This is a genomic window from Burkholderia lata (assembly GCF_902499025.1).
In the GTDB taxonomy this organism is placed as follows: domain Bacteria; phylum Pseudomonadota; class Gammaproteobacteria; order Burkholderiales; family Burkholderiaceae; genus Burkholderia; species Burkholderia lata_C.
Genome location: NZ_CABVPW010000035.1, coordinates 45,024 through 67,531, shown reverse-complemented (window position 1 = coordinate 67,531; position 22,508 = coordinate 45,024). Strand labels below are relative to the sequence as shown.

20 protein-coding genes are annotated in these 22,508 nt (G+C 66.2%); 9 read left to right on the top strand and 11 right to left on the bottom strand.

The window, feature by feature from the left end; translation table 11 throughout:
• Positions 1–112 precede the first annotated feature (112 nt).
• Together BDI24065_RS30000 and BDI24065_RS29995 are read left to right on the top strand one after the other, a co-directional pair.
• On the top strand, positions 113–1,012 hold the full coding sequence (locus BDI24065_RS30000) for a LysR family transcriptional regulator (protein WP_175034295.1): 900 nt from the start codon (positions 113–115) through the stop codon (positions 1,010–1,012).
• 234 nt (positions 1,013–1,246) lie between these two features.
• Positions 1,247–1,780, top strand: coding sequence for a class IV adenylate cyclase (locus tag BDI24065_RS29995; protein ID WP_175034294.1), 534 nt, complete (start codon positions 1,247–1,249; stop codon positions 1,778–1,780).
• Between the two features lie 77 nt (positions 1,781–1,857).
• Here BDI24065_RS29995 and BDI24065_RS29990 read toward each other — a convergent pair whose 3' ends face one another.
• A complete protein-coding gene (locus BDI24065_RS29990; RefSeq protein ID WP_006408082.1) occupies positions 1,858–2,343 on the bottom strand; it encodes an Lrp/AsnC family transcriptional regulator in 486 nt (161 codons plus the stop codon).
• 139 nt (positions 2,344–2,482) lie between these two features.
• On the opposite strand from BDI24065_RS29990, the gene phhA reads away from it, so the two are divergent.
• Both phhA and BDI24065_RS29980 read left to right on the top strand, forming a co-directional pair.
• Positions 2,483–3,376, top strand: a complete 894-nt coding sequence (gene phhA, locus BDI24065_RS29985; protein ID WP_059676020.1) for a phenylalanine 4-monooxygenase — start codon at positions 2,483–2,485, stop codon at positions 3,374–3,376.
• Positions 3,377–3,551: 175 nt separating this feature from the next.
• Complete coding sequence (locus BDI24065_RS29980; RefSeq protein ID WP_011350499.1) at positions 3,552–3,860, top strand: 4a-hydroxytetrahydrobiopterin dehydratase; 309 nt, start codon at positions 3,552–3,554, stop codon at positions 3,858–3,860.
• Between the two features lie 92 nt (positions 3,861–3,952).
• Here the strand turns inward: BDI24065_RS29980 and BDI24065_RS29975 are convergent, their stop codons facing one another.
• A complete protein-coding gene (locus BDI24065_RS29975) occupies positions 3,953–4,183 on the bottom strand; it encodes a DUF3717 domain-containing protein (RefSeq protein WP_034183818.1) in 231 nt (76 codons plus the stop codon).
• Positions 4,184–4,305: 122 nt separating this feature from the next.
• Between BDI24065_RS29975 and BDI24065_RS29970 the strand changes: the two genes are divergently transcribed.
• Together BDI24065_RS29970 and BDI24065_RS29965 are read left to right on the top strand one after the other, a co-directional pair.
• Entirely contained in the window at positions 4,306–4,998 is a 693-nt protein-coding gene (locus tag BDI24065_RS29970; protein ID WP_006401494.1) for a response regulator, read from the top strand.
• A gap of 118 nt (positions 4,999–5,116) precedes the next feature.
• A complete protein-coding gene (locus BDI24065_RS29965; RefSeq protein ID WP_175034293.1) occupies positions 5,117–6,601 on the top strand; it encodes a sensor histidine kinase in 1,485 nt (494 codons plus the stop codon).
• Between the two features lie 134 nt (positions 6,602–6,735).
• Here the strand turns inward: BDI24065_RS29965 and BDI24065_RS29960 are convergent, their stop codons facing one another.
• The 7 genes from BDI24065_RS29960 to mnmC all read right to left on the bottom strand — a co-directional run bounded on the left by BDI24065_RS29960 (position 6,736) and on the right by mnmC (position 15,617).
• The gene (locus BDI24065_RS29960) at positions 6,736–7,266 is read right to left on the bottom strand and encodes an SET domain-containing protein (protein ID WP_175034292.1); all 531 of its coding nucleotides are present in this window, start codon (positions 7,264–7,266) and stop codon (positions 6,736–6,738) included.
• Positions 7,267–7,446: 180 nt separating this feature from the next.
• The gene (locus tag BDI24065_RS29955; protein ID WP_175034291.1) at positions 7,447–8,559 is read right to left on the bottom strand and encodes an NADH:flavin oxidoreductase/NADH oxidase; all 1,113 of its coding nucleotides are present in this window, start codon (positions 8,557–8,559) and stop codon (positions 7,447–7,449) included.
• A gap of 209 nt (positions 8,560–8,768) precedes the next feature.
• Positions 8,769–9,479 carry a glutamine amidotransferase gene (locus BDI24065_RS29950; protein WP_175034290.1) on the bottom strand — a complete coding sequence of 237 codons (711 nt, stop codon included), beginning with the start codon at positions 9,477–9,479 and terminating at the stop codon, positions 8,769–8,771.
• A 28-nt stretch (positions 9,480–9,507) separates the two neighbouring features.
• The gene (locus tag BDI24065_RS29945) at positions 9,508–10,146 is read right to left on the bottom strand and encodes a MarR family winged helix-turn-helix transcriptional regulator (protein WP_043184842.1); all 639 of its coding nucleotides are present in this window, start codon (positions 10,144–10,146) and stop codon (positions 9,508–9,510) included.
• A 508-nt stretch (positions 10,147–10,654) separates the two neighbouring features.
• Positions 10,655–11,770, bottom strand: a complete 1,116-nt coding sequence (locus tag BDI24065_RS29940; protein WP_175034289.1) for a YbdK family carboxylate-amine ligase — start codon at positions 11,768–11,770, stop codon at positions 10,655–10,657.
• Between the two features lie 14 nt (positions 11,771–11,784).
• Positions 11,785–12,999 carry a cation:proton antiporter gene (locus BDI24065_RS29935; protein ID WP_175034288.1) on the bottom strand — a complete coding sequence of 405 codons (1,215 nt, stop codon included), beginning with the start codon at positions 12,997–12,999 and terminating at the stop codon, positions 11,785–11,787.
• Between the two features lie 671 nt (positions 13,000–13,670).
• Positions 13,671–15,617, bottom strand: coding sequence for a bifunctional tRNA (5-methylaminomethyl-2-thiouridine)(34)-methyltransferase MnmD/FAD-dependent 5-carboxymethylaminomethyl-2-thiouridine(34) oxidoreductase MnmC (gene mnmC, locus BDI24065_RS29930; RefSeq protein ID WP_175034287.1), 1,947 nt, complete (start codon positions 15,615–15,617; stop codon positions 13,671–13,673).
• A 377-nt stretch (positions 15,618–15,994) separates the two neighbouring features.
• On the opposite strand from mnmC, the gene BDI24065_RS29925 reads away from it, so the two are divergent.
• Positions 15,995–16,273 carry an HU family DNA-binding protein gene (locus BDI24065_RS29925; protein WP_006401505.1) on the top strand — a complete coding sequence of 93 codons (279 nt, stop codon included), beginning with the start codon at positions 15,995–15,997 and terminating at the stop codon, positions 16,271–16,273.
• 118 nt (positions 16,274–16,391) lie between these two features.
• Here BDI24065_RS29925 and BDI24065_RS29920 read toward each other — a convergent pair whose 3' ends face one another.
• Positions 16,392–17,705, bottom strand: a complete 1,314-nt coding sequence (locus BDI24065_RS29920; RefSeq protein WP_175034286.1) for a GTP-binding protein — start codon at positions 17,703–17,705, stop codon at positions 16,392–16,394.
• A gap of 158 nt (positions 17,706–17,863) precedes the next feature.
• Positions 17,864–18,313: a lytic transglycosylase domain-containing protein gene (locus BDI24065_RS29915; protein WP_175034285.1), complete on the bottom strand. Its 450-nt coding sequence runs from the start codon at positions 18,311–18,313 to the stop codon at positions 17,864–17,866.
• Between the two features lie 368 nt (positions 18,314–18,681).
• Between BDI24065_RS29915 and gspD the strand changes: the two genes are divergently transcribed.
• Positions 18,682–21,012: a type II secretion system secretin GspD gene (gspD, locus tag BDI24065_RS29910; protein WP_175034284.1), complete on the top strand. Its 2,331-nt coding sequence runs from the start codon at positions 18,682–18,684 to the stop codon at positions 21,010–21,012.
• Complete coding sequence (gene gspE / locus BDI24065_RS29905) at positions 21,009–22,508, top strand: type II secretion system ATPase GspE (RefSeq protein WP_175034283.1); 1,500 nt, start codon at positions 21,009–21,011, stop codon at positions 22,506–22,508. Before gspD ends, gspE begins: the two co-directional genes overlap by 4 nt.

The following is a 22,508-nucleotide window of genomic DNA, read 5'->3' as shown; positions in this document are numbered from 1 at the left end:
GGCCGCGCTTGCGGCCCCACGCGCCACGACCGATGAAGCGTACTCCGGCCGCCGGCCGCCGATCCAATGAGTTATGCTGAACTGCGTTATAAGCTGCGCTCATATCACGACGATGGATCTCACCCTGCTCCGCGCGTTCGCGACGGTCGCGCGCGAAGGCAACCTGACGCGCGCCGCCGTGCAGCTGCACCTGACGCAGCCGGCCGTCAGCCTGCAGATCAAGCATCTGCAGGAAACGCTCGGCGTCACGCTGTTTACGCGCACGTCGCGCGGCCTCGCGCTCACACGCGACGGCCAGACGCTGCTGCCGCATGCGGAACGCGCGCTCGCCGCCGCCGCCGACGTGCAGCGCGCCGCTGCTGCGCTGCGGCACGAGGTGCGCGGCCGGCTGCGGATCGGCACGATCCTCGATCCGGGCTTCCTGCGGCTCGGCGGCTTCCTGCGCGCGCTGGTCGAAACCCATCCGCAGATCGAGACGGCATTGCGGCACGGCATGTCGGGCTGGGTGATCGAACAGGTGCGCACGCAGGCGCTCGACGTCGGCTATTACATCGGCCGGCCGGGCGAGGACGATCCGCTCGACGGCGCACTGTTCCACACCGTCACGCTCACGCATTTCCAGTACCGCGTGCTTGCGCCGGCCGGCTGGAAGGAGCGCGTGCAGCGCGCACACGACTGGCGCTCGCTTGCCACGCTGCCGTGGATCTGGACACCGCCGGCGTCCGCGCACCACCGGCTGCTGTCGCGGCGCTTCGCCGATGCCGGCGCGCAACCACTCAAGGTGGCCGAAGTCGACCAGGAGCAGTCGATGCTCGATCTCGTCAAATCGGGGATCGGGTTGACGCTCGCGCGCGACTCGACCGCGCTGGCCGAAGCGCACGCGCATGCGCTCACGATCGTCGAGCCGGTGACGGTGCCGACCGAGCTGACGTTCGTGACGCTCGCCGAGCGGTGCGACGAACCGGCGATCGCGGCGGCGCTGCGGCTGATCGAAGCGCAGTGGGCGATATGAGTGCCGCTGATAGCGCCGCGGCTAGCGGCGTACCGGGCATCGGTGCCTGACACGTCGCCGGTCGGCAGCCGGCGGCCGTGCGGGCCATCGCGTGTGCGCGAACGGTGAAATCACGGGGCCGAACGCCCGGCCGCGTCGTGTCGCCGCGTCTCGCCGCTCGTCACGCCACCTTCGCGGGCTTTTTGCTAGATTGTGCGTTCGCACACCGCGAGACCCCGATTGAAGGAGACCCGCATGGCCCGCAACATCGAGATCAAAGCCCGCGCCCGCGAATTCGACCAGCTGCGCGAACGGGCGGCCAGGCTCGCGACCGAGGCACCGCTGTTCTATCGCCAGCAGGATTTCTTCTATGACGTGCCGCGCGGCCGGCTGAAGCTGCGCCGCTTCGAGGACGGCACGCCGGCCGAACTGATCTTCTACCAGCGCGACGACCGCGACGGCCCGAAGGCGTCGTACTACACGCGCAGCCCGGTGACGAACCCCGACGCGATGCACGCGCTGCTCGCCACCGCGCTGACCACGCGCGGCATCGTGACGAAGGAACGGCACGTGTACCTCGTGGGCCGCACGCGCATCCACCTCGACCGCGTCGACGGCCTCGGTGACTTCATCGAACTGGAAGTCGTGCTCGGCCCCGACGACGACGAAGCCGGCGGCGAAGCCGAAGCGCACGACGTGTTCGCGAAGCTCGGCGTGTCGCAGGACGATCTCGTCGCGGTCGCGTACGTCGACCTGCTGAACGCCGACACGCCGCACGAAACGGCCTGATCCGGCGCTGCCCTGAGGCGGCGCATCCCGCGCCGCCTTCGACCCTGCCGCCGCCTGGTTGCCGCCCTATCGCTGCATCAGGCGGCGCCGGGCGCCAAGTGCGCGAGCGGCAGCGCACCGTTGCGCTTGAAGGTCGTCAGCACGATGTTCGAGCGCACGCTGTCGACGCCCGGCACGCGCATCAGCTTCTTCATCACGAACTGCGACAGCGCGTTCAGGTCGGGTGCGACGATCCGCAGCAGGTAGTCCGCGTCGCCCACCACCGCATGGCATTCGAGCACTTCGGGCAATACGTCGATCTGCTGCTGGAACTGCTCGATGATGGAATCGCCGTGGTGCTTGAGCTTCAGGCTCGTGAACGCGGTGACGCCGAGCCCGAGCTTTTCGGGGCGCAGCATCACGCGGTAGCCTTCGATCACGCCGGCCGCCTCGAGCCGCTGCAGCCGCCGGCCGATCTGCGACGGCGACAGCGGCACCTCCTCGCCGAGCTGCTGATGCGTTGCACGGCCGAAGCGCTGCAGCACGTCCAGCAGCGCGAGATCGAAGTGATCGAGTTCCAGCATGAGCATGCTCCGCATTAATTCGTGATTTGATGCGTGATTATCGCATCATCAAGCGAATCAACGCCAATATTGCGCCCATTCCGCGCGCAGCCCGCTCTACACTTGCATGGTTCCCAACCGCCACGTGCAGAGCCAGATCATGTCCACCGTCGTCACCGCGAAACTGCAGGAGCAGTTCGATGCGGGCCTCGAAACCCGCGCCGATTTCACCATCGACCAGCCGCTCGCGCGTTACGGCCAGGTCGACCACGCGGTGTGGAAACAGCTCTATGCACGCCAGTCGGCACTGCTGCGCGGCCGCGCGTGCGACGCGTTCGTCGCGGGGCTCGGGAAGATCGACCTGCCGGCCGATCGCGTGCCGTCGTTCGCCGACGTGAACCGCCAGTTGAAGCCGGCGACGGGCTGGGAGATCGTCGCGGTGCCGGGCCTCGTGCCCGACCGCGTGTTCTTCGAGCATCTCGCGAACCGGCGCTTCCCGGTCACCTGGTGGATGCGCCGCCCCGACCAGCTCGACTACCTGCAGGAACCCGACTGCTTCCACGACCTGTTCGGCCACGTGCCGTTGCTGATCGACCCGGTGTTTGCCGACTACATGCAGGCGTACGGCCGCACCGCACTCGCGGTCGCCGACGACGAAGCCGCGCTGGCGCGCCTCGCGCGGCTCTACTGGTATACGGTGGAATTCGGGCTGATCCGCGACCCGCGCGGCACGAACGGGCTGTCGATCTACGGCGCCGGGATCGTGTCGAGCAAGGGCGAAAGCCTGTACAGCCTCGAAAGCGCGGCGCCGAACCGGCTCGGTTTCGACCTCGAGCGTGTGATGCGCACGAAGTACCGGATCGACACGTTCCAGAAGACCTACTTCGTGATCGACGATTTCGCGCAACTGTTCGCGCTCGCCGACGTCGACGGCCGTGCGCTGGCCGACCGGCTGGCGGCGCTGCCCGAGTTCGCGGCCGGCGCGGTGCTCGATACCGATCGCGTGCTGCATCGCGGCACGGGCGAAGGCTGGCCCGACGACGCCGACGCGTGACGTTCGAGGGTGCCGGAACGGACCACGGCCGGCCTCCCGATCGTCTTCCCCGGATGGCCGTCCCCGGATGCCCGTCGCCGGATGGCCTTCCCACAACTATGAAACAATGACCGGTGCCGGCTTCGCCGCGCGGCGCAGCCGCGCGCGGGCGCCGTTACCGACCGAGAGGTGCAAGATGATCCACAAGCTCACATCAGAAGAACGCAAGACCCGGCTCGAAGGCCTGCCGCTCTGGACGGCCGTACCGGGCCGCGACGCGATCCAGCGCAGCCTGCGCTTCGCCGATTTCAACGAAGCGTTCGGCTTCATGACGCGCGTCGCGATCAAGGCGCAGGAAATGAACCACCATCCGGAATGGTTCAACGTGTACAACCGCGTCGACATCACGCTGTCGACCCACGATGCCGACGGCCTGACCGAACGCGACATCGAACTGGCGCTGTTCATCGACCGTGCCGGCGCGCACGCGCAACCGGCCGCCTGAGGCCTTCCTCTACCGCCGCGCATCTTTCGATGCGCGGCGCGTCAACTTTTCATTTCGATGAACGTTTTCTAGGATGTAGTCAGCGGAAGCCTTCAGCTTTCCAAGCCATCCTTAAGGCGCACGTAAGTCTCGTAGGCTTTCCGTGCCTTGGGGTCCAAACCTTCCAGTTGCAGCGCGCTTTCGCGCTGTACAATCAGCAGCGCATACGGCTTGGAAAGCGCGCTGGCCTCTTCGCAGAGTTTGAGTTCGTCGCCGCTCGACGGCGAGCGGGCGCGCCAGAAATTGATCGCGGCTTCTAGGTCGTTGATCGAAATATCGGACATGTTTGGATTTAATCGTTCGCTGGCCGCCATGCTTGATGTCAGGTGTTGCGGCGCCCCTGTGGAAACGGCGTCGTGCTGTCCGCGTGCCTGAACCGCCAACCCATTGTACTTGAGCGAACTTCATGCGACTCCTTCTGATTGAAGACGACCGCCCCATCGCACGCGGTATCCAGAGCAGCCTCGAGCAGGCTGGCTTCACCGTCGACATGGTGCATGACGGCATCTTTGCCGAACAGGCGCTGGCACAGAACCGCCACGAACTCGTGATCCTCGACCTCGGCCTGCCGGGCATCGACGGGATGACGCTGCTCACGCGCTTCCGCCAGACCAACCGCCACACGCCCGTCATCGTGCTGACCGCACGCGACGAGCTGAACGACCGGATCCAGGGCCTGAACTCGGGTGCCGACGACTACATGCTCAAGCCGTTCGAGCCGGCCGAACTCGAAGCGCGCATCCGCGCGGTGATGCGCCGCAGCGGCCCGCACAGCGACATGCCGCGTCCGGAAGTGTCGCTCGGCGGCGTCCGCCTGTCGGGCGTCGACCGCCGCATCTTCAACGACGACAAGCCGCTCGAACTGTCGCCGCGTGAATTCGCGGTGCTCGAGATGCTGCTGCTGCGTCACGGCCGCGTCGTCAGCAAGGCCCAGCTGCAGGATCACCTCACGCACTTCGGCGGCGATCTCGGCGACACCGCGATCGAAGTCTACGTGCACCGCGTGCGCAAGAAACTCGAGCAGTGCCGTGTCGAAATCGTCACGGTGCGCGGCTTCGGCTACCTGCTGCAGGAAATCCGCCAGACGGCGAGCGTCTGAGCGGCACCGCACGCCGGGCGGCCACGTGCCGCCCGCGTGTGCGCGCTGCTCCGCGTGGCCGCCCGGCGCACGACCGCGCCGCTCCCCGTGAGCGGCGCTTATCCATTTGCCCGTCGAAATGTCTCCTGATCCGGCTGTCACCACCAGCCTGCGCCGCTCGCTGCTTCGGCGCCTCGCCGCCCCGCTGTCGATGCTCGCGCTGATGAGCGGCCTGATCGCCTACTGGCTTGCGTGGCAATACACGCAGCACGTGATCGATCGCTCGCTCGCCGATCTCGCGACCGCCATCTCCAAACAGATCCAGATTGCCGGCCCCGACGCGCCGTTCACGGTGCCGCCGCTCGCGCAGGCGATGTTCTCCGATCCCGCCGAAGCGCTGATCTACCGGATCAGCGACGGCGAACAGGAACTCGCCGGCGATCCGAAGCTGCCGCTGCAGGGCATCAACGTGCGCCGCATGCATCACGCGTACGTGTTCGAGGCCGAATACGACAACCGCGCGGTGCGGGTTGCGCAGGTGCGGGTCGACGACGTCGACGGCGGCAAGCCGATGGTCGTCGAGGTCGCGCAGCCGGTGCGGCACCGCTACCGGATCGCGGCCGAATTCCTCGTTGCGATCATGATGCCGCTGCTGCTGCTGCTGCTCGCGGGCTGGGGCATCGTGTGGCGCGTCGTGAACCAGCAGCTCGGCCCGCTCACGCACCTGGCCGATTCGCTGAACCGGCAAACCCACACGTCGCTGGAACCGGTCGACGAAACCGAGGTGCCGCTGGAAATCCGGCCGCTGACGAGCGCGATGAACGCACTGCTCGGCCGCCTGAAGACTGCCCTCGACGCGCAGCGCAAGTTCATCGCCGATGCCGCGCACCAGTTGCGCACGCCGCTGACGGCCGTGAAGCTGCACGCGGAGCAGGCAGCCGTGGCGCGCGACCCGCACCAGACCTTCGCCGCGGTGCGCGAGCTGCGCGCGGCCGCCGACCGCGCGGTACGGCTGTCCAACCAGCTGCTGTCGCTCGCCCGCGCGGAACCGGGCGAACAGGCCGCGCGGTTCGTCAACGTCGACCTCGCGGCGATGGCATTCGAGACGGGTGCCGAATGGGTGCCGCGCGCGCTTGCGTCGCACGTCGACCTCGGTTTCCAGCGCACCGACGATCCGGGTGACGACGAGAAACTGGTCGTGCGCGGCAACCCCGTGCTGTTGCGCGAAGTGATCGCGAACCTGCTCGACAACGCGCTGAAGTACGTGCCGCTCGCACGGCCGGACGGTGCACGGATCACGGTGAATGTCGCGCGCGGCGCACTCGAGGACGGCCAGCCGGCCGCCGAGATCGTCGTCGAGGACAACGGCCCCGGCGTGCCCGCCAACCAGCAGGCCGACCTGTTCAAGCGCTTCTTCCGCGGCGACGCGCAAAGCGGCAACGGCGTCGAGACGGGCGCCGGGCTCGGCCTCGCGATCGTGCACGACATCATCGCGATGCACGGCGGCACCGTCTCGTACGAGGATGCATCGGAAGGCGGCTCGCGCTTCGTGGTGCGGGTGCCGCTGACCACGCACATCGAGAAGCCGGCCAGCGAAACGCCGGCTGCCGCGCCGACGCACTGAGCGATTCGCGGCGGGCGGCCGCTGGTCGGGCCGCACGCCGGATGAGGGAGGCGGAAAGCACGGCTGCGCGATGCGCGGAGCCATCCGCCGAAACGGCAGGGGCAGCGGCAGCGCACGATGCGCCGCCGCCTGCGTCACTTCCTGCTTTTCTTGTCCTTCGATCGGGACTCGGACTTGCCGTCCTTCTTGTCCTTCTTCTTTTTCTTCTTCCCGCCGTCGTCGGACGTCGCGAGCAGCGTGCCGCGGCACGACGCCGCGCCACAATGGCACGCGTATTCGCGCTTGAGCGTCTTCGTCAGCTTCGCATCGATCACGAGGCCGTAGTCGTAGAACAGCTCCTCTTCCGGCCCGATGTCGCGCAGCGCGTGGATGAACACGCGGCCTTTGACTTCCTCGGCTTCGCAGTTCGGCGCGCACGAGTGGTTGATCCAGCGCGCGCTGTTACCGTCGATCTTGCCGTCGATCACCCCGCCCTCGTCCAGTGCGAAGTAGAACGTATGGTTCGGTTCGGCCGGGTCGTGCGGGTGACGACGCAGCGCTTCCTTCCACGAAATTCGCTCGCCCTTGTATTCCACTACGCGCTCGCCGGCCTTGATCGGCGCCACGGCGAACACGCCCTTGCCGTGTACTCCCGAGCGGCGCACCGCGATCCTGCGTGAACTCATCGAACGAATCCTTGTGAAGACGACTTGAATGGAAGACGGCCGCGGTCACGGCCTGGCGTCGCGCAAAACGAAAACGCGGCACCGGTTGGTGCCGCGTCGGGGCATGCGGCGAATCACCCGCATCCTACACGTTCACGATTGCTTCGTTCAACATCACGCGCAATATTGCACGCCTGACGCTCAACGCTGGCCGAATGCGATGTCGCCGAACAACGCCTTGTGCTCGCGCGGCTGCGAGCGCCAGTATTGCGGCGGCGCCGTCACCTGCGCACCGAGCTCGGCCGCCGCATGCCACGGCCAGCGCGGGTCGTACAGCATCGCGCGCGCCATTGCGATGAAATCGGCATCGCCGGCCTCGATGAGCCGGTTCGCATGCGCGGGCTCGTTGATCAGGCCGACGGCAATCGTCGGCATGCCGACCGCGCGCTTCACGGCCTGCGCGAACGGCACCTGGTAGCCTGGCGACAACGGAATCTTCTGCAGCGGCGACACGCCGCCGGACGACACGTCGATCCAGTCGCAGCCGCGGCGCTTCAGTTCGTGCGCGAACGCGATCGTATCGTCGAGCTCCCAGCCGCCTTCGACCCAGTCGGTCGCGGACACGCGCACGCCGACCGGCCGGTCTTCCGGAAACGCCGCGCGCACGGTCTCGAAGATCTCGAGCGGAAAACGCATGCGGTTTTCGAGCGAGCCTCCGTATTCGTCGGTGCGCTGGTTCGCGAGCGGCGACAGGAACTGGTGCAGCAGATAGCCGTGTGCCGCGTGCACTTCGATCGCGTCGATGCCGAGCCGCGCGGCACGCTTCGCCGACGCCGCGAACGCGTCGCGGATCCGGTTCAGGCCCGCGGCATCGAGTGCGAGCGGCGGCGTCTCGTCGTCCTTGTGCGGCACGGCCGACGGTGCATGCGGCAACCAGCCGCCGTCGGCGACGGACACGAGCTGGCCGCCCTGCCACGGCACGTTGCTCGACGCCTTGCGCCCCGCATGCGACAGCTGCATCGCGATGCGGACCGGCGAATGCTTGCGGATCGCGGCCAGCACCGGCTTCAGCGCGGCTTCGGTCACGTCGTCCCAGAGGCCGAGGTCGCCATGCGTGATGCGCCCGTCGGGTTCCACCGCGGTTGCCTCGATGCAGAGCAGCCCGGCGCCCGACAGCGCGAGATGGCCGAGGTGAATCATGTGCCAGTCGGTCGCCTCGCCGCGTTCGGCCGAGTACTGGCACATCGGGGAGATCACGATCCGGTTCGGAAGGGTCACGCCGCGCAGCGTGAACGGGGAAAACAGCGCAGTCATGGAGGCCGCTCGCCAGGAAGGGAAAGAGCGAACGAGCGTAGCACGCAGGCGGCAAGCGTGCTGGCAGTGCACGCGGCAGTAAGCGGATGGTCAGGTACGGCCCGCGGCCGGTTGCCGGCAACGCGGGAAAGGCGGCAAATACCGCGCGTACGGCGATGCGCCGGCCTGCAACGGATGCAGGCCGGGCAACACCTTCGCCGCTTGCGGCGTCAGAGTCCGACGCTGTCGAGCCACTCCGCGAACATGCGTCGCGCGGCCGCCTCGAGCGCGGGGCCATGCTGCGCGGTATCGGCGCGCAGCTGGTGCGCGTCGATGCCGGGCGTCGCCGCGATCTCGCCGGCGTTCGCGATCAGCCACGGTTCGAAACGGTCGGTGCGGATTTCCGGATGGCACTGCAGCGCCAGCACATGCTGGCCCCATGCGAATGCCTGGTGACGGCAGGCCGGCGTCGACGCGAGATGCATCGCACCGCCCGGCAGGTCGAACGTGTCGCCATGCCAGTGCAGCATCGACGTCGCCGCAGCGTCGAGATGACGCAGCGGCGACGCGCGGCCGGCATCGGTGAGCGTCAGCGGCGCCCAGCCGAGTTCGTGCTGCGCAGCCGGATAGACGCGCGCACCGAGCGCCCGGGCGATGAACTGCGCACCGAGGCAGATGCCGAGGATCGGCAGGCCCGCATCGATGCGCTTGCGCACCAGTGCCGCGAGCGGCGCGATCGTCGGATACTGCGCATCGTCGTACACGCTGATCGGCCCGCCGAGCACGACGAGCAGCGAAGGCTCGAGCACGTCGAGCACCTCGACCCGAGACGACCCGACGTCGACGTAGCGCACCCGCCGACCCCGTTCGCCGAGCACCTGCTCGAAGCTCCCGAGATCCTCGAAATGCACGTGGCGGATCGCCACGACTTCAGCGTTCATCATCGGCCTCCCGGTCGATCGACGGACGTCAGCCGGCGAAAATCTTCCAGGTCTTCTTCTGCGTCGCCGCGTCGGCCTCTTCCTGCACCGAGCAGTCGAGACGCAGATCGCTGTCGGACATCGAGATGTCGAGCGCCGCGCAGTGATGCACGGTCTTTTTCGACAGCTTGCCCGGCTGGAAGTGGGCGCACGTCACGCACATGCGCTGCGGCGGCGTCGCACCGGCCACCTGCAGTTCGCGCAGCGTCTTCAGCAGCGCGCGGTACAGTGCGCCCTGCTCGTCCGCGCCGAGCTTGCCGACCGCTTTCGTCAGGAATTCAGGCCATTGCAGCGCCTTCTTCGCGGCCGTACGGCCACGGGCCGACAGGCGCACGGCCAGCGCGCGGCCGTCGTCCAGCGCACGGCGCTTCTCGACGAGACCCTTCGTCTCGAGCGTGCTGACGGCATCGCTCGTGGTCGCAGCGGTCAGCTGCGTCTCGCGCGCGATCTCGCCGAGCCGCATCGGGCCCTTGCGCTGCAGCAGCAGCACGAGAATCTCGCCCTGCGTCGGCGTGAGGCCTGCGCCTTCCGCCCAATCCCATGCCTGGCTTCGCATGGCCGTACTCAACCGCAGCAGGCTGTGGGTCACACGTCCCGAAGCCTGATTCCCGTAAACGCCTTCGCTCATAGTCTTTTCGCTTTGCCGCCGCCCGGTTTGCCGAGCGGCCGTAGTGTGGAGATCGAATGTCTATCTCAAAACAGACACGCTCTTGCGAGTGTGTCAGCACGGCCGTCGCGAGGGCACACGCGGCGGTCGCGTTCGCGGCGACCGGTAAGACACGCATCGTTCCGGTGTCCGCAAAGCCGACATTCTAAGCGAGAGCGGAAAATCGCACAGCTAAGTTATCCCCTTCATTCTGTGGAAAATCGCTGGATAACCAAAATTTTTCGTTGTGCCTGCAATGCCGAACGCCCATGGAACGGTGCGTAAGGACATTTTCCTGTTCGGATCGGCCATCGGTCCGACCATAGTGATCCACCGGGTTATCCCGCGCACAGATCGTTGACTTTGCAGCGGAATATCAGGTTATCCACAGATTTTCAGGACAACCGGCAACGATTTCGGCGGCAATCGGGGCCGCCGGTCGTTCAGTGAATCGCGACTCGGTCGACCCCGTAATCTGCAAAACATTTTTTCACTCGCGCCAACGTAAGCACTGCTGGCGGACCGTCTCATTGAGCGATTTTTCCTGTTTGAAAACGGTTCTCAACCACGACGCGTCGTTCACGCGCGCCTTGGCCAGTGCGCCGATCTCGTCGAGTGCCGCGCGCGAACCGAGCGCGGCCGCATGCGGCGCGATCCGGTCGAGCGTATCGAGGATGTCTTCGGCGATCGTGCGGCGCTCACCCGTCTGAGGATTCACGCAGGTGCCCTCGAGCCCGAAGCGGCACGCCTCGAAACGGTTGAACGTGTAGACGAGGTAGTCGTCCTCCGACAGCTTCAGCGGCCGGTCGGTCAGCAGGTAGCGCGCGAGCGTCTGGATGTAGCAGGCGATCGCAGCCGCGCGGTCGACCGACAGCGGCGTGTCCATCACGCGCACCTCGATCGTCCCGTAGCCGGGCTTCGGGCGGATGTCCCAGTAGAAGTCCTTCATCGAGTTGACGACGCCGGTGTTCACCATCTTCATGAAGTACTCCTCGAAGCTGTCCCAGGTCAGCACGAACGGCGCGCGGCCCGACAGCGGGAACGCGAACACCGAATTCAGGCGTGCCGAATGGAAGCCCGTGTCGACGTTCTGCACGAACGGCGACGACGCCGACAGCGCGATGAAGTGCGGAATGAAGCGCGACATCGAGTGCAGCAGGAACAGCGCGCTGTCGGGATCGGGGCAGCCGATGTGCACGTGCTGGCCGAACACCGTGAACTGCTTCGCGAGATAACCGTACAGCTCGGAGATGTACTGGAAGCGCGGCGCATCGTAGATCTGCCGGTCGCTCCATTGCTGGAACGCATGCGTGCCGCCGCCGGCCAGCCCGACGTTGAGCTGGTCGGCCGCCTTCACGAGCACGTCGCGGATCGCGTGCAACTCGGTGACCGCCTGTTCGTGCGAATGGCAGATGCCGGTCGACAGCTCGATCATGCTCTCGGTGATTTCCGGCGTGATGTTGCCCGGAAAGGTCTCGCCCTGGATCAGGCGCATCAGGTCGGAGGCCGCTTTGGTCAGGTCGTAGTTGTGCGTGTTGACGACCTGGATCTCCAGTTCGACGCCGAACGTAAACGGCTCGGAATTGACGAAGGTTTCGAGTGCCATGGCAGGTTCCGGAATCAGTTGCTGTCGCTGCGTTCACCGACCGCCGACAGGCAGCGGTAGACGATGAACGGGCTGACGAGCTGCAGGATCACGATCGTGCACATCACGATCGCGCGCAGGTGCGGGTCGAAATTCGGATAGAGCTGGTAGGTGTCGTCGACGAGCAGGTACGACAGCGCGGACATCGGCGTGAGCGCGATGCCGAGCGCGACGCCCTGTTTCATCCCGATGCCGCTCGGCTTCGCGAACGCGACGACGCCGGCCAGTTTCGCGACGAGCCGCGTGACGATCAGTACGATCGCGAGCAGCCCGCCGAGCGCGATGTCGCCCCACGTGAACGACGTGAGCGTGAGCACGAACAGGATCACCGTCAGCAGCCAGCCGGCCGTGCCGAAATGCTCGGGCCACAGTTGCGGGCGAGCCTCGAGATTCTTCACGATGATGCCGGCGAGCAGCAGCGTGAGCAGCGTCGACAGCTTCAGCGCCTGGGCGACGGCGATCGCGAGCATCACGAGCCCGAACAGCGCGACGAACGAATGCTCGTCGCGCATCGTCGCGGTCATGTGGCGGAACAGGTAGTTGCACGAACGCGCGACGAGATACGCGACGATGAACGACCCGGCGATCAGGTAGAGCGGCTGCAGGATCGTCGCGAAAACGTTGCCGTACGCTTCCTGATGGAGCCAGCTCGTCACGAGCTTGGTCAGCACGATCGCATAGACGCTGTTGAGCGCGGTGAGCGTGATGAGGCGTTGCGACACCTGCCCTTCCGCGCGCAGTTCGGTCTTCAGCTGGATCACCATCGACGGCGACGTCGCGATCGCGATCGCCGACAGCACGAGCGCGACCATCCCCGACACGCCGAGCGCGAGCATCACGAACAGCACCAGCACGAACGTCAGCGTGGCTTCGGCGAGGCTCGACGCGACGAGCCACGGGTTACGCCGGATCCAGCGCAGGTCGAGACGGCTGCCGAGCTCGAACAGCAACAGGCCGAGCGCGACGTCGATCAGCAACCGGGAGGTTTCGTCGGTGCTTGCATCGATCACGCCGAATCCGAACGACCCGGCCATGAGACCGATCACCGCATAACCGGTGATGCGAGGCAGACGCCATGCGCGATAGCAAAGCTCGCCACACAGGCCGGCCGCGAACAGCGCGAGCCCGGCCCAGAACACGGCATCCGGCGTGAGCGGCCAGTTGGGCAGGAATGAGAACGCCGACTTCATCGTGGTGACTTCTCCTTTGGAAGCGACCGCCAGCGACACGGGTTCAAGCGTCAGAAATGGATGCGCGCCGGCTGGGTATCGCCCCGAATGTGATTGTTGTGTCGACGACGGCGGGACATGGGATCCGCCTTTTCCGCCACAGGGCGGAAAGTCGTTCAGGTTGCCGATCTGGATTGTCGGCCTGGTGTGTGAACGGACTGCGCAGTCTCGAAGATTCAGATTCGAAATCGTGCCGACCGTTCCATTGAAGCATGTCCGGCGCCTGGCCGGATGAACGCGAAGGAAACCGATTGTGCCACAGCTTTTTCGGTCTGGAACCCATTGAATCGACTCGCGGCGCTGTGCGGCACCACAGGTCTTTGGTTTCAAAGGTTTACTTGTATATATACATAGTAGAAGTTAACAAAGGACGCACAGTTCTGTGGATAACTTCGGTTTACGTCGACAGATCAAGGTGTTGGAGAGCCCATAACCCGTTGTACAGACTGTTCGTGCACAGAGGTTTGAGTTGAGCAACTTTCGGGCCGTCTCACAGCTGTGCCGAGTTGCCCAGTTTACGTCCACTGTGATTGCACACGAAGTGCGCACGGATTCCGCGCGGTTATCCACAGTGTCGAGTGGATAACCTTGCGCGAAAAAGTCGGGAAACTGTGAGCGGCTCGGGTGAGCGGTCAGCCGGCCTGGCCGACGCGACGCGCGCGCAACGCGCGGATCAGGAAGCGTGCGGGGTCGACGGCATCGGCGAGTTCGCGCTCGAGCGGCCATGGCTCGCCTTCGAGTTGCGACGCGATCAGTTCGGCGCCGAGTGCCGCCCATACAAGGCCCCGCGAGCCGAAACCGAATGCGCCGTAGAGTCCGGGCATGCGCGGCAGGTCGCGTGCCTGCGCACCGCTCAGCGCGCGGGCATTGGCGACGGCGCCCGCTTCGTCCGCGAGCGGGCCGAGCAGCGGCAGGCGGTCGCCGACGACCCAGCGGAACGCAACGCGGCCACGTAGCGTGTCGGGATCCGGCAGGTCGCCGATCAGGCCCGGCAGCAGATGCCGCACGCGCTCGACGTTTTCGAGATGGCCGGCCGTACGCATCGCGGGATCGACGTCGTCGGGTTCGAACGTCGCACCGATCAGCAGCGTGCCGTCGTCGAGCGGCACCGCGTAACCGTCGCCGATCGTCGGGCACGGCAACGGTGCCGTGCTGCCCGGTGGCAGCAACGTGAGCTGGCCACGCACCGGCTGCAGTGCGACATGCTGCAGCCCGGCGAGACGCGCGGCATCGCCGGCATTCGCGAGCACGACGACGGGCGCCTCGGCCAGCGTGTCGCCCGCATCGTCGAGCGCATGCCATGCGTCGCTCCGCCGTTCGAGTCGGGCCACGCCGGTGGAGGCGAGCAAGCGCACGCGCTCGCCGGCCGCCGCGTATTGGGCCGCGCAAAGGCCGGCCGGCCAGACGGCGCCGCCGTGCGGAAACAGCAGGCCACCCTGCGCGACCGGCAGGCTCAGATGCGCGCGCGCGGCATCGGTGTCGAGCAGTGAGACATAGTCGGACGGCGCACCGAACGCGTCGAATGCATCGCGCATCCGTTCGAAGTCGTCGGCCGATTCCGCGAGATGGATCATCCCGTGCGTGCTGCGCGCGAATGCGTGGCCTGCACGTTCGAGTGCGCGCCAGCGTGCGATCGCGTGCAGGAAGCCGCCACGCGTGAGCCGGCTCGCGATGTTGTCGTCGCGTGTCATCAGCGGATGGAATACGCCGGCCGGATTGCCCGACGCTTCGCTCGCGATCCGGTCATGCCGCTCGATCAACGTGACTTCCCAGCCGCGCGAGGCCAGGCGTTCGACGACCGCGCAGCCTGCGAGGCCCGCGCCGATCACGATTGCACGGCGCGCAGCAACGGGCAATGCGAGCGGCGGCTCGTGCCGGCGCGCGCGCCAGCGCGGCGCATATTCACCGACGATCAGATCGTCGACCTCGCGATACGTGAAACCCGATTTGCCGAGTGCATGTTTCAACCCATCGGAATTCGTATGCGCTGCGAACGTTGCGTGTTCGCCGGCGATTTTCGACAGCGCGCGGACCACGTCGGCCGATCGGAGATCCGCGTCGCTCGATGACGCGAAGCCGTCGAGACAGAACGCGTCGGCGCGCGCGACGATCTTTCCCAGCATGTCGATCGCGTCGCCGGACGCGAGCGTGAGCACCACGCGCCCTTCGTCGAATTCGAGCCGGTGCAGACCCGGTACAAGCATCGGCCACGCGTCGGCAAGCGCATCGACGTCTGCCGATATGGTTGTGTCCGCAACGATATGTGAAGCTGCGCGACGCAGGTCTTCGCGCGAGAACGGATGCGGTTCGACTGCGACAAAATGCAGCCGCTCGCAGCGCGCGGGATCGTCGCGCCATGCGGCCCAGGCCGCGAGGAAACTGCCGCCCGCGCCGAATCCGGTCGCCACGATCGTGAACGTGCGGCGGCCCTGCCAGCGCGCCGGCAGCCCGTTGCCCGCGACGAACACGCGATGTGCGAGCGCACCTGACGCGCCGCGATGGAGATCGCCGAACTCGGGCGAGACGAGCGTGCCGTCGTCGCGAAGCGCGAGCGAGGCGGGAACAAGTCGGTCGGTCATGCGAAACAAAAAACGTGGCAGCCAAGCCTGGCAAGGGATTGCGCGGGGCCGTCCGACCGGTCGTTGGAAAAAGCCAACGGGGCGGACCGCGCTGCGTATCCTGTCCGGGTGGCGCTGGTCAAAAAACGGGCAGTCAGTGATTCATTCGGCGAAATACCGATGAAAATCTTTGAAACCCTTGTCGTTATTGGGTTTGCGCTGCGCTATCATAGCAACGCCGTACCGCGGGGTGGCCACCGGCAAGCCGGAGGGCGCGTCGCGCGGGCCAGGATTCGGCGCTGTGTCGTCGGAGTCTGACTCTCGACGGCACGGTTCGCGCACGTATAATCGGCGCGTTCGCGCTGTTCGTGTCAACCTAACCTGATAAAGGAACCTTAATGAACAAACAGGAACTGATCGACGCCGTCGCCGCCCAAACGGGCGCCAGCAAGGCTCAAACCGGCGAAACGCTGGACACGCTGCTCGAAGTCATCAAGAAGGCCGTGTCGAAGGGTGATGCGGTTCAGCTGATCGGCTTCGGCAGCTTCGGTTCGGGCAAGCGCGCAGCACGTACGGGCCGCAACCCGAAGACGGGCGAAACCATCAAGATCCCGGCAGCCAAGACGGTCAAGTTCACGGCTGGCAAGGCGTTCAAGGACGCCGTCAACAAGCGTTAAACCAGCGCCTGTTCCAAGAAAAACCCGCCTTTCGGCGGGTTTTTTGTTGGGCGCGCGCAGCATTTTCGCCACAGTCCGCGCCCCTCTTGCAAGATTTAACGGTTGTTTTTACAACGCGTTACGCGTGCACGATCTGCGTGTCGCCGTGATCGTCGTCGTCGTGCGAATCGACGTCCCACGCCGGGAATGGATCGTCGAACGCGTGCCATCCCGCCGCGCCGAGCGCGAATTCCGCATCGGTCAGCAGGCACGCATCGAGCTTCGCGCGCCATGCATCCGCGTCGAGCGCGATGCCGATCAGCACGAGTTCCTGCCGGCGATCACCCACTGCGCGATCGTCGATATCGCCGTGCCATTCGGCGCGGATTTCACCGAGCAGCTCGTCGTCGTCCGGCCATTCCGCGCGATCCTGCGCCGCCCACCAGAGACCCGCCGGGCCATGCCGGCATACGCCGCCCGCCTGCGACAGCGAACCCGCGATGTCGTTGCGCGTCGCGAGCCAGAAGAAGCCCTTGCTGCGCAGCACGCCCGGCCACTCCTGATGCAGCAGCGCCCAGAGTCGCGCCGGATGAAACGGCCGGCGTGCGCGGTAAACAAAATTGCCGATCCCGAATTCGTCGGCTTCGCCGTGCACGTGCGCATGATGTTCGTCATGGCAGTCGGGGTCGTCGCAATGCGTGTGATCGTGATCGAGCGACGCGAGCCAGCCCGGTGCGTTCGCGGCCTCGTCGAAATCGAAGCGGCCCGTGTTCAGCACTTCGTCGAGCGGCACGTTGCCGAACGTCGACACGACCTGGTGCGCGCGCGGATTGAGTCGCGCGAGGATGTGCTGCAGGCGAGCAAGATCGTCCGCGGCGACGAGGTCGGCCTTGTTGATCACCAGCACGTCGCAGAACTCGATCTGCTCGATCAGCAGTTCGACGAGCGTGCGGTCGTCCTCTTCCGACGCGGCGATGCCGCGCGTCGCGAGTGCATCGTCCGAGCCGTAGTCGCGCAGGAAGTTGTACGCGTCGACCACGGTGACGAGCGTGTCGAGCCGCGCGATTTTCGACAGCGACGTGCCGTCGTCGTCGACGAACGTGAAGGTTTCGGCGATCGGCATCGGCTCCGCGATGCCGGTCGATTCGATCATGATCGCGTCGAAGCGGCCTTCGGATGCGAGCGTCCGGATCTCGACGAGCAGGTCGTCGCGCAGCGTGCAGCAGATGCAGCCGTTCGACATCTCGACGAGGCGTTCCTCGACGTGCGACAGCGCCTGAGCATCGCGCACGAGCGATGCGTCGATGTTGACCGCCGCGAGATCGTTGACGATCACGGCGACTTTCAGGCCCGCGCGGTTCGCGAGGATGTGATTGAGCAGCGTGGTCTTGCCGGCGCCGAGGAAGCCGGACAGCACGGTGACGGGCAACGGCTGGTTCATTGCCGGATTCATAGCGATATGCACCAACGGAAAAATTGAAAAAGCGGCCGCGGTGCCCTTCCGGGGCGCGATCCGCCCGCGGACGGGCGAAATTGCGGCGTGAGCCCGCATTGTGCATCAAACGCGCGCCGGCCGGCCGGTACCGCGTCAGGCCGCGCCGCGGCGCCGTGTCATTGCGCGGGCGGCAGCAGCTTCCACTGCGTCAGGATCGCGGCGATCTGCCGCGCGTACTTGTCGCGCAGCGACGGGGTTTCCGAATGATAGGCACCGACCGCCTGCCACGTGTTGCCGTAGCGGTTCATCTTCTGCTTGAGATGCCACGCGGCGATATAGACGTTCTTGCACGGTTCCATCAGCGTATCGCGGCCAATGCCGTAGCGCGACAGCGTCGGCAGATGGATCGAATTGATCTGCATCAGGCCGTAGTCGACCGAACCGTTCGTGTTCTTGTTCAGCGCACCGGGCCGGTTGCGCGATTCCTGCCACGCGATCGCGCGCAGGATCAGCGGATTGACCTGCTGATATTTAGCCGCCTCGTCGAAACAGTCCGCGCGAGCATTCGCGCTGGCGAAACACGCGCCGGCGGCGATCAACGCGATCGAAACGATCCGTCTGTTCATGGTGCGGAATCGACAAGAAAAATGCGTGAGGGTCGGGAAAACCCGTGCCTGTTATTCGTGCGACAAGAATCGTGCCGCCCGTATCATACCGACAGTCCGTTAGCTTGCGACATACAGGAATACGGCAGCCCGGTTATACCGCATTTCCGTGTCGGTTCATCGGGAAACGGGGGCGATGGCCGGCATGCCGAGAATAGCGTTAAAGCTTACATATTGCATACGGCTCGCCCGATACATGTCGTATGTGAGACAGTCCTCGGATCAATGTGATATTTCGGACATGAAAAACTGCTAATGTCGCCTCTTTCGGACTTGGATCCCAGCACTACCGCCGGAAGTGGCCTGAGCCGGCATCGACCCATTCATCCATGACAAGAAATCGCTTCGTTATGCGGCGTGTCGCCACGACCTTGATCGTCGCCGGCATCATCGTCTCGCAGGCCGCCTACGCTCAGGTCACGCTCAACTTCGTGAACGCGGATATCGACCAGGTCGCCAAGGCGATCGGCGCCGCAACCGGCAAGACCATCATCGTCGACCCTCGTGTGAAGGGGCAGCTCAATCTCGTGGCCGAACGGCCAGTGCCGGAAGACCAGGCACTGAAGACGCTGCAGTCGGCGCTGCGCATGCAGGGCTTCGCGCTCGTGCAGGATCACGGCGTGCTGAAGGTCGTGCCCGAGGCCGACGCGAAGCTGCAGGGCGTGCCGACCTACGTCGGCAATACGCCGCAGGCGCGCGGCGACCAGGTGATCACGCAGGTGTTCGAACTGCACAACGAATCGGCGAACAACCTGCTGCCCGTGCTGCGGCCGCTGATCTCGCCGAACAACACGGTCACCGCCTACCCGGCGAACAACACGATCGTCGTGACCGACTACGCGGACAACGTGCGGCGCATCGCGCAGATCATCGCGGGCGTCGACAGCGCCGCGGGCGCGCAGGTGCAGGTCGTGCCGCTGCGCAACGCGAACGCGATCGACCTCGCCGCGCAGCTGCAGAAAATGCTCGACCCGGGCGCGATCGGCAACAGCGACGCAACGCTGAAGGTGTCGGTCACGGCCGACCCGCGCACCAACTCGCTGCTGCTGCGCGCATCGAGCGCGTCGCGCCTCGCGGCCGCCAAGCGGCTCGTGCAGCAGCTCGACGCGCCGAGCGGGGTACCCGGCAACATGCACGTCGTGGCGCTGCGCAACGCCGATGCAGTGAAGCTCGCGAAGACGCTGCGCGGGATGCTCGGCAAGGGTAGCGGCAGCGACAGCGGCTCGTCGGCGTCGTCCAACGATGCGAACAGCTTCAACCAGAACGGCGGCTCGTCGTCGAGCGGCAACTTCTCGACCGGCACGTCCGGCACCCCGCCGCTGCCGTCGGGCGGCCTCGGCGGCTCGTCGTCCTCGTCGTCGTACGGCGGCTCGTCCAGCGGTGGCGGGCTCGGCACCGCTGGCCTGCTCGGCGGCGACAAGGACAAGGGCGACGACAACCAGCCGGGCGGAATGATCCAGGCCGATGCGGCAACCAACTCGCTGATCATCACCGCGTCCGAACCGGTCTACCGGAACCTGCGCTCGGTGATCGACCAGCTCGACGCGCGGCGTGCGCAGGTCTACATCGAAGCGCTGATCGTCGAACTGAACTCGACGACGCAGGGCAACCTCGGCATCCAGTGGCAGGTGGCGAGCGGCCAGTTTCTCGGCGGCACGAACCTGGCGGCCACGGCCGGCAGTGTCGCGGGCAACAGCATCATCAACCTGACGACCGGCGGCACGGCCGCCACCACCGGGCTGGCCGCCAATATCGCGGGGCTGAACCAGGGCCTCAACATCGGCTGGCTGCACAACATGTTCGGCGTGCAGGGGCTCGGTGCGCTGCTGCAGTATTTCGCGGGCGTGAGCGACGCGAACGTGCTGTCGACACCGAACCTGATCACGCTCGACAACGAGGAAGCGAAGATCGTCGTCGGCGAGAACGTGCCGATCGCGACCGGTTCGTACTCGAACCTGACGAGCGGCAATACGAACAGTGCGTTCAATACCTACGATCGCCGCGACGTCGGCCTGACGCTGCACGTGAAGCCGCAGATTACGGAAGGCGGAATCCTCAAGCTGCAGCTCTACACCGAGGATTCGGCCGTCGTTACGAGCACGACGGCCGCGCAGACCGGGCCGACCTTCACGAAGCGCTCGATCCAGTCGACGATCCTCGCGGACAACGGCGAAATCATCGTGCTCGGCGGCCTGATGCAGGACAACTACGCCGTGTCGAACAGCAAGGTGCCGCTGCTGGGCGACATCCCGTGGATCGGCCAGCTGTTCCGCTCGGAATCGAAGCAGCGCCAGAAAACCAACCTGATGGTGTTTCTGCGCCCGGTGATCATTTCCGATCGCAGTACCGCGCAGGAAGTCACGGCGAACCGCTACGACTACATCCAGGGTGTGACGGGCGCGTACAAGTCGGACAACAACGTGATCCGCGACAAGGACGATCCGGTCGTCCCGCCGATGCCGCTGGGCCCGAGCCAGGGCGGCACGCCGGCCGGTAACCTGTTCGATCTCGACAAGATGCGTCGCCAGCAGCTGCAGCGCCAGGTGGCGCCGGCGCCGGCCCAGCCGTTGCCGGAGGCGACGCCCGCGCAGCCGCAGAGCGTGCCGCAGCAGGCGGTGCCGCAACAGCCGCTGACGGCCACGCCGGGAGCGTCGCAGTGAGCGACGTGCTCGCGTCTCCTTCCCACGACGGCGCGCCGGGCGAACGGCAGCCGCCGTCGCCGCTCGCCGCGCGCCTGTTGCCGTACGGCTTCGCGAAGAGCGGCCAGGTGCTGATCGCGCACCAGCTCGACGACACGCTCGAGGTGTGGATCAGCGAACGCACGAGCGACGCCGCGCTCGCGGAGATCGCACGCAACTTCGGCTCGATCTCCGTGCATCGCGTGCCGGCCGACGAGCTCGTGCAGGCGATCAACCATGCGTACGCGCGCCAGGACGGCAGCGCCGCGCAGGTGGTCGGCGAGGTCGAAGGCGAAGTCGACCTGTCGCGGCTGATGCAGGACATCCCCGAAGTCGAGGATCTGCTCGAATCGGAAGACGATGCGCCGATCATCCGGATGATCAACGCGCTGCTCACGCAAGCGGCGCGCGAACAGGCATCGGACATCCACATCGAGCCGTTCGAGAACGCATCGGTCGTGCGCTTTCGCGTCGACGGCACGCTGCGCGACGTCGTGCGGCCGAAGAAGGCGCTGCACGGCGCGCTGATCTCGCGGATCAAGATCATGGCGCAGCTCGACATCGCGGAGAAGCGCCTGCCGCAGGACGGCCGCATCACGCTGCGCGTCGGCGGCCGGCCGGTCGACGTGCGGGTGTCGACGCTGCCGACCGGGCACGGCGAGCGGGCGGTGCTGCGTCTGCTGGAAAAGGATGCGGCGCGCCTGAACCTCGAAGCGCTAGGGATGGGCCGCGACACGCTCGCACAATTCGACAAGCTGATCGCGCGTCCGCACGGCATCGTGCTCGTCACGGGCCCGACCGGTTCGGGCAAGACGACCACGCTGTATGCGTCGATGTCGCGGCTCGAGACCGCGACGACCAACATCATGACCGTCGAGGACCCGATCGAATACGACCTCGGCGGCATCGGCCAGACGCAGGTGAACGAGCGGATCGGGATGACCTTTGCCCGTGCGCTGCGCTCGATCCTGCGCCAGGATCCGGACGTGATCATGATCGGCGAAATCCGCGACCTCGAAACCGCGCAGATCGCGGTGCAGGCTTCGCTGACGGGCCACCTCGTGCTCGCGACGCTGCACACGAACGATGCGGCCTCGGCCGTCACGCGTCTGACCGACATGGGCGTCGAGCCCTACCTGCTCGCGTCGTCGCTGCTCGGCGTGCTCGCGCAGCGGCTCGTGCGGCAGCTCTGCCCCGTCTGCAAGGAAGAGCGCCAGGAAGAAGGCCGCACCGTGTGGCATCCGGTCGGCTGCGACAAGTGCGGGCATTCGGGTTACGCGGGCCGGCGCGGCGTATACGAACTGCTGCTGGTCGACGAGTCGATCCGCTCGCTGATCCACCGCAACGCGGCCGACGCGGAGATTCTCGCCGCCGGCCGGGCGGAAGGGATGCGCACGCTGCGCGACGACGCCGAGCGATGGCTCGCGTCGGGCGCGACGTCGCTCGAGGAAGTGCTGCGCGTGACAGGAGGCGCATAG

Excerpts from the sequence above, each read along its gene's own strand:
- BDI24065_RS30000 (WP_175034295.1), top strand. The coding sequence starts at position 113 with ATGGATCTCACCCTGCTCCGCGCGTTCGCGACGGTCGCGCGCGAAGGC.
- BDI24065_RS29995 (WP_175034294.1), top strand. The coding sequence starts at position 1,247 with ATGGCCCGCAACATCGAGATCAAAGCCCGCGCCCGCGAATTCGACCAG.
- BDI24065_RS29990 (WP_006408082.1), bottom strand. The coding sequence starts at position 2,343 with ATGCTGGAACTCGATCACTTCGATCTCGCGCTGCTGGACGTGCTGCAG.
- phhA (WP_059676020.1), top strand. The coding sequence starts at position 2,483 with ATGTCCACCGTCGTCACCGCGAAACTGCAGGAGCAGTTCGATGCGGGC.
- BDI24065_RS29980 (WP_011350499.1), top strand. The coding sequence starts at position 3,552 with ATGATCCACAAGCTCACATCAGAAGAACGCAAGACCCGGCTCGAAGGC.
- BDI24065_RS29975 (WP_034183818.1), bottom strand. The coding sequence starts at position 4,183 with ATGTCCGATATTTCGATCAACGACCTAGAAGCCGCGATCAATTTCTGG.
- BDI24065_RS29970 (WP_006401494.1), top strand. The coding sequence starts at position 4,306 with ATGCGACTCCTTCTGATTGAAGACGACCGCCCCATCGCACGCGGTATC.
- BDI24065_RS29965 (WP_175034293.1), top strand. The coding sequence starts at position 5,117 with ATGTCTCCTGATCCGGCTGTCACCACCAGCCTGCGCCGCTCGCTGCTT.
- BDI24065_RS29960 (WP_175034292.1), bottom strand. The coding sequence starts at position 7,266 with ATGAGTTCACGCAGGATCGCGGTGCGCCGCTCGGGAGTACACGGCAAG.
- BDI24065_RS29955 (WP_175034291.1), bottom strand. The coding sequence starts at position 8,559 with ATGACTGCGCTGTTTTCCCCGTTCACGCTGCGCGGCGTGACCCTTCCG.
- BDI24065_RS29950 (WP_175034290.1), bottom strand. The coding sequence starts at position 9,479 with ATGAACGCTGAAGTCGTGGCGATCCGCCACGTGCATTTCGAGGATCTC.
- BDI24065_RS29945 (WP_043184842.1), bottom strand. The coding sequence starts at position 10,146 with ATGAGCGAAGGCGTTTACGGGAATCAGGCTTCGGGACGTGTGACCCAC.
- BDI24065_RS29940 (WP_175034289.1), bottom strand. The coding sequence starts at position 11,770 with ATGGCACTCGAAACCTTCGTCAATTCCGAGCCGTTTACGTTCGGCGTC.
- BDI24065_RS29935 (WP_175034288.1), bottom strand. The coding sequence starts at position 12,999 with ATGAAGTCGGCGTTCTCATTCCTGCCCAACTGGCCGCTCACGCCGGAT.
- mnmC (WP_175034287.1), bottom strand. The coding sequence starts at position 15,617 with ATGACCGACCGACTTGTTCCCGCCTCGCTCGCGCTTCGCGACGACGGC.
- BDI24065_RS29925 (WP_006401505.1), top strand. The coding sequence starts at position 15,995 with ATGAACAAACAGGAACTGATCGACGCCGTCGCCGCCCAAACGGGCGCC.
- BDI24065_RS29920 (WP_175034286.1), bottom strand. The coding sequence starts at position 17,705 with ATGAATCCGGCAATGAACCAGCCGTTGCCCGTCACCGTGCTGTCCGGC.
- BDI24065_RS29915 (WP_175034285.1), bottom strand. The coding sequence starts at position 18,313 with ATGAACAGACGGATCGTTTCGATCGCGTTGATCGCCGCCGGCGCGTGT.
- gspD (WP_175034284.1), top strand. The coding sequence starts at position 18,682 with ATGACAAGAAATCGCTTCGTTATGCGGCGTGTCGCCACGACCTTGATC.